Source organism: Cloacibacillus sp. An23 (assembly GCF_002159945.1).
Classification (GTDB): Bacteria; Synergistota; Synergistia; order Synergistales; family Synergistaceae; genus Caccocola.
In genome coordinates this window covers 1-5,029 of record NZ_NFJQ01000021.1, presented here as the reverse complement: position 1 = coordinate 5,029, position 5,029 = coordinate 1, and the positions used below count along the sequence as shown (strand labels likewise).

The window sequence follows — 5,029 nt, the reverse complement described above, 5'->3', positions numbered from 1 at the left end:
GAGCCGTCTCCCATGATGAACTGACCGCCGGGCCCCAGCTGCATTTTCGCCGCCGCGTTCAGCTCGCGCCCGGTCAGCGAGCCGGAGGCTATGAGGCTGCCTATAAGCTGCGCCAGTCCCGTCGTGCCGTTTATCTCAAACATCGGTGTGACGGAGCCGTCCGCATTCGCGATCAGGAACCGGTTCGCCACGACCACAAACTCAGACGCGCTGCCGTCGTTGTAGAGTCCGACGCCCGCCACGTGTCCGTTTACGTCGGTCTTGATGTAGCTTTGCGCGACTAAACCGTTCGGACCGTTGACTATCTGGTTGACTGCCTCGAGCGCGGCCTGCGTCTCGCCCTGTTTTATTGCGAGCAGCAGCCGTTCCGCTACTTCTTCATTGTATTTGACTGTGAGCGTCCGCTCAGCGATGGCCTGAGACTCCAGAGCCTTGTCCTGGGACAGCGCGTTTAGCGTTATGGCTACGCCGTTCGAGGTGTCGGCGGTCATCTCCTGCCGGATTGCGGCGAGGCTTTCCGAGGTCTGGACGCCGAGCGTCGTTATCTGTTCGGCGAGCGCCCCGTCGCCGTCCGCGCGCGCGTTCTGCTCTTCCTGTATCGCGGCCTGCGTGCCGTCTATTTCAGCTCCAAGCGTCGTGATTCTCTGGGACAGGGCTTCGTCTCCCTCGACGCGCGCGACGGATTCTTCCGTGACCGCCGCCATCGTGTCGTCTATGCGCGCGGAGAGCTCGAGCCGTTCCTTAGCCTCCGCCGCGAAGCCCTCTTCTACCTTGGTGCTCAGCGTCCGCTCTGCCTTCGCGCCCTGCTCCATGCTCTTGTCCAGGCTCAAGGCGTTGAGTATCGCGGGGATAGAGGCGGCGGCCTCGTCTATGTTTTCTATCTTTTCCGCAAGGCCTGGGATGAACTTGCTCTCGTCGATTGAGGCTTCTGGGATCTCCGTCGCAGGAAGCGCCTCGCTCGTCACCGATATGACAGACGAAAACTCGCTCTCGTTGCACGCCACGTCTACGGCCTTAAGCTTGTACCACGCAGTCTGGAGGACATAGAGCGTATTATCCACGTACTCCTGCGAGAAGCGCTGCGACGTCCCTATCTTTTCGTAATCTTCGGCTATGTCCGCCGTAATCGAACGATATACGTCGATGTGGTCGAGGTCGCCGTCCGGCGGGTCTGTCCATGTGAGCCGCGCGAGCCGGAAGCCGCCTTCTCCCTGCAGGTTCGTAGGCGCCGCCGGCGGGACCGTGTCGCCGCGCAGTATGCGGCTCGTCGTTTGGCCCGCGCTGCGGACGCCGAGGCGGCTGACCGTATAGACGCGCACGTATAGAGTATCGCCGATGTTGCCGGTGCATGGCAGATAATACTCCGTCGAGCCCTGCGGCAGCGTGCCGCCGGCTACCCACGCGACCTCTGAGCTGTAACGGTACCACAGCTCAAGCGTCTGATAGCTTTCCGGCGGCGTCCAGGTGATTTTCGCGATGAGGTTATAGCTGCCGTCCTGGAGCGTCTCTAGCTGCTCTGTTATAGAAAGGTCCTCCACGTCGTCGGGTTTGTAGTTGGTCGTGAGGCTCGTATCGATGTGGACCGGCACCTCCATGACGCTGTCGTCGTATATCTCCGGGATGTACTCGGAGCAGGTAACGGTCATCACGTCATTGCCGTTGTCTTTGACCGAGAGCACACGGAACGGCTTGTTCACCCAGCCAGTGAAGTCCTCGAAGGAGACCGTCAGCACCTCGCCGGGCTGTATGTCGCAGTCTTTGAAGCTGACGCCGAAAGAGCAGAAGTTGCGCACGAGCATGGACGATTTAAGCAGATAGTATCCCATGTGGCCGACTTGCCCGGAGCGAGTGACGCCGAGCAGCGAGACGGATTTTTCGACGACTCCGCGAATCGCAATGTCGTCTGAATCCTGAAAAACATCGGTCACCCGTTCGTAGTTGTTGTCGGGGTCTACCCAATCGACTGTGATGCGGTTGCAGACGTCTTCGTCCGCCGCCTGCCAGAAGGTGAAGCTGTTCTCGGTGATATTTCCGGGCGTTATGCTGCGGCTGTAAGACGACACAGGCGCGTCGATGTATATCTCGAGCTTGTTGGTCTGCACCATGTAGCCGCGGCAGACCGCAAGGAAGTCCGTGAGCACGTCGCGGATAGGGCGGCTCGAGTCCAGCACGAAATCGAGCTGGAAGCGCGGACCGTACTCGACGGTCCCGTCGCAGTAGTTCGCGGCGGCAAGCGCGCAGGCGTAATCTATCTTGTCCCAGTTCGGATGCGTGTACGCGCCCGTGCTGTCGACCGCGCCCATGCCCATTCCGTAGCGAGGGTGGCAAAGAATGTCTAAAATTATCCATATCGGGTTGCGGCTGTACGCGAAGCCGCTCGGCGTCCAAACCTTCATGCCCTCGACGATGCTCGTTATCGTCGGCGTGCCGTTGAGGTTTTCCTGCGCCTTGAGCGTTAGGCAGATGAGCGCGACGTTGTCAGGATACGGACGCGCGCCGGACGGGTCGCGGCTGTCGTGCGTGAATTGCGTCGTGTTCAGATAAGTCGTGACAGAGCAGCCGTCAAGTTCCGCAGGATTCTGGTCGTTCGCCATGACGCCTGTTATCGAGTTTATACCGCCTTCTCCGACGAGGATGTATAAGTCCTGGACTTCTTTTTTATCGTTGTTGAACGCCTGGTAGATGATATTTCCGGCGACGCGGCATTTGCCGTATATGACGTATATCGGCACGAGCTGCGACATGGTGTTAGATATCGGCCCGAAGCTGTAGTTCGGCGAGCTCGACAGGTCCATGCTATCGTGCGACGCAAAAAGGCTGCCGAGCGACGCGCCGAGCGCGATCGCACCGAAGGCCGTCGTTACAATTCCGGCGGCGATGAGCGAGCCGGAGAAAGCCCAGCCGACAAGAGCTCCTATAGCGGCAGTTACCATAGCCGTACCTCCTTGATACGATAGATTCCTACCGTGATGCGGCGATACGGCAGACTGTAGCGCGTCAGCCTGCTCGTACCGCCGCGCGGGACGTGAAGAAATTCCGTCTCGCTGACGAACGTCCCGAGATGGTAATAGGGCGCGAAGCGCATGAGCAGCACCGATCCCGTCCGCGGAGCTTTGATGCGCTCGCCTATCTGTTCCAGCACTGCTGCGATGTCACGCGAGCGGCGCTCGTAATCCTCCGCGTTATACGGCCAATGCTCAAGCGGCACGTCGATGCCGGATATCTCGCGCTGCGCCATCGCGGCGAGCTTCAGACAGTCGACCTCGCCGGTCGCGAAGCCCCACGGGAGGCCGATGAGATGATTGACGTTCATATTCATTGCACCATCCTTAGCGACGATATAAAAACGTGTACGCATGAGTGCGATTGTGTTAAAATATACGCGGCAACACAAAAGAGATAAGCAGTTCCAGAAACACAGAATACCCCGGATGCGACCCGGGGTATTCCTTTTGCTTTTGGCGGCTATGTTGCCGCTAGTCGTCTTTGCTGAGCCACCTGCTGATGCAATTTGCGACTACACCAGCAACAACAGAGACAACGAAAGAGATGAGCAGTTGCACCAGAAACACCTCCTTCCTGCTGCCAGGAATGGAGTGCGGCAACTGCCCAATTATACAAGGAATCTTCGCGTTAAGTCCTCAGATTCAGTTCCCTCGGGTCCTTCGCGCTCGGGATATAGGGAAAGAGCGAAGTCCAGCATATCCGGCGAGGGACTTTGTTCATCGCATCGAAGCCCTGCGACACTACGGCGTCTATAGAGGTCTGGCCTATCGTGATGCTGCGTATCTTGCCGCAGAACTTGAGCGTTGCGCCGGTGTCGGAGTCGAGCGTATCCTCGAATCCCAGGTACACCTCGACGTAGACGCCGTTGAGCTTGTAATACTGCGCGAGCGCCGTGAACTGATTGTCCACGTTGTCGAGCGAGATGTGACACTGGTCCGTCGTCTGGTCTTTGCTGCGCTCCGCCTCTTCGATGGTCATGCCGCAGCTGTAATAGGTCTGACTATTGCCGAACTCGTCGAACCACGTGACGTTGGTCTTCGCGTCGGTAAGATAGAGGTAATCCGTCTCATGCGTCGCCGGATTGACCGGCGGGATTTCAAGCACGCGCACCAGATAGACGGGGCGGACGACATCCTGCTCTGCGGCTTCCTTAAATTCCGCGCTCGCGCTCATAGTATCTCCCTCAGCGTCAGCTCGATGGTGCCGTGGCGCAGGCCGGAACGCGAGATTTTAACGTTATCGTCCTTGAAACGCACTGTCACGGCCTCGGCAGAGCCCGGCGGCGTCCATATGAACGACTCGACTGGGCCTTTGCGCGCGTTCCAGAAGGCCTCTATCTCGCCTATGACCGAGTTGGGCTTCGTAAATTTCAGCGCCCACTCGCGCGGCGACGGCCCGCGGTCCGCGCGCTGTTCCGTGCCGTTCTCGAAGGTCGTGATGTTGACGCGCCGCGCGTGCTGTATCTCCCAGCTGTAATCCGGCTCCCATGTAAATTCAGGCGTAGGCATTACGACGTCGCCCCCTTTATCGCGCTGCGCAGCGAACCGCCGCGCTGTATGCCGTTGACGATGAGATTTTCGAGCGTCCCTTTGCCGCGCTCGAGCATCTTCGCGAAGCTCTGCGTGTCAACGGCCTGTATCGTTATGTTGTAGGTGTCGCCCGTGCCCGATTCCGCGCCGCCGCGCCGGCGGGCGTCCTTCGGTATGACGACCTCTCCGGCCTCGAGTATCGCGGGGACTTCGTTGGGCGCGAGCCCCGCGACTCCGCCCGAGTGATAGCGCGGCGCGTTGGCGAACACGCCGGGGTCTACCGCGCGGACGCCCGAGAACGCGCCGACAGGGCCGCCCTCGTGCATCGCGCCGAAGAGACCGCCGAGTAATCCGCCACCGCCCTCTCCTCCGAAGAGCGCGCGCATAATGAGCGCTTTGACAATTACCGCGCCGATGTCCTGCAAGAGGCCGAGCATTGCGTCGCTGAGCGACTCCGTGCCGCGGATGGCGCTCTCGAAGGCGCTGCCGATGCC

At 59.8% G+C, this 5,029-nt stretch carries 5 protein-coding genes; all 5 read right to left on the bottom strand.

Translation table 11 applies throughout. From position 1 onward, the window contains the following. Positions 1 to 2,933 (bottom strand): phage tail protein (locus tag B5F39_RS13825; RefSeq protein ID WP_143330773.1); only part of this gene is annotated, 2,933 nt, incomplete at its 3' end. Continuing rightward, positions 2,927 to 3,313 carry a hypothetical protein gene (locus B5F39_RS13820; protein WP_143330772.1) on the bottom strand — a complete coding sequence of 129 codons (387 nt, stop codon included), beginning with the start codon at positions 3,311 to 3,313 and terminating at the stop codon, positions 2,927 to 2,929. The genes B5F39_RS13820 and B5F39_RS13825, both read right to left, overlap by 7 nt. A 320-nt stretch (positions 3,314 to 3,633) precedes the next feature. Next, positions 3,634 to 4,179, bottom strand: coding sequence for a hypothetical protein (locus B5F39_RS13815; RefSeq protein WP_087368707.1), 546 nt, complete (start codon positions 4,177 to 4,179; stop codon positions 3,634 to 3,636). Then, complete coding sequence (locus B5F39_RS13810; protein WP_087368705.1) at positions 4,176 to 4,514, bottom strand: phage tail protein; 339 nt, start codon at positions 4,512 to 4,514, stop codon at positions 4,176 to 4,178. Before B5F39_RS13810 ends, B5F39_RS13815 begins: the two co-directional genes overlap by 4 nt. Continuing rightward, positions 4,514 to 5,029, bottom strand: a 516-nt coding sequence (locus B5F39_RS14340) for a hypothetical protein (protein ID WP_204245130.1), incomplete at its 5' end; no start/stop codon positions are given. The genes B5F39_RS14340 and B5F39_RS13810, both read right to left, overlap by 1 nt.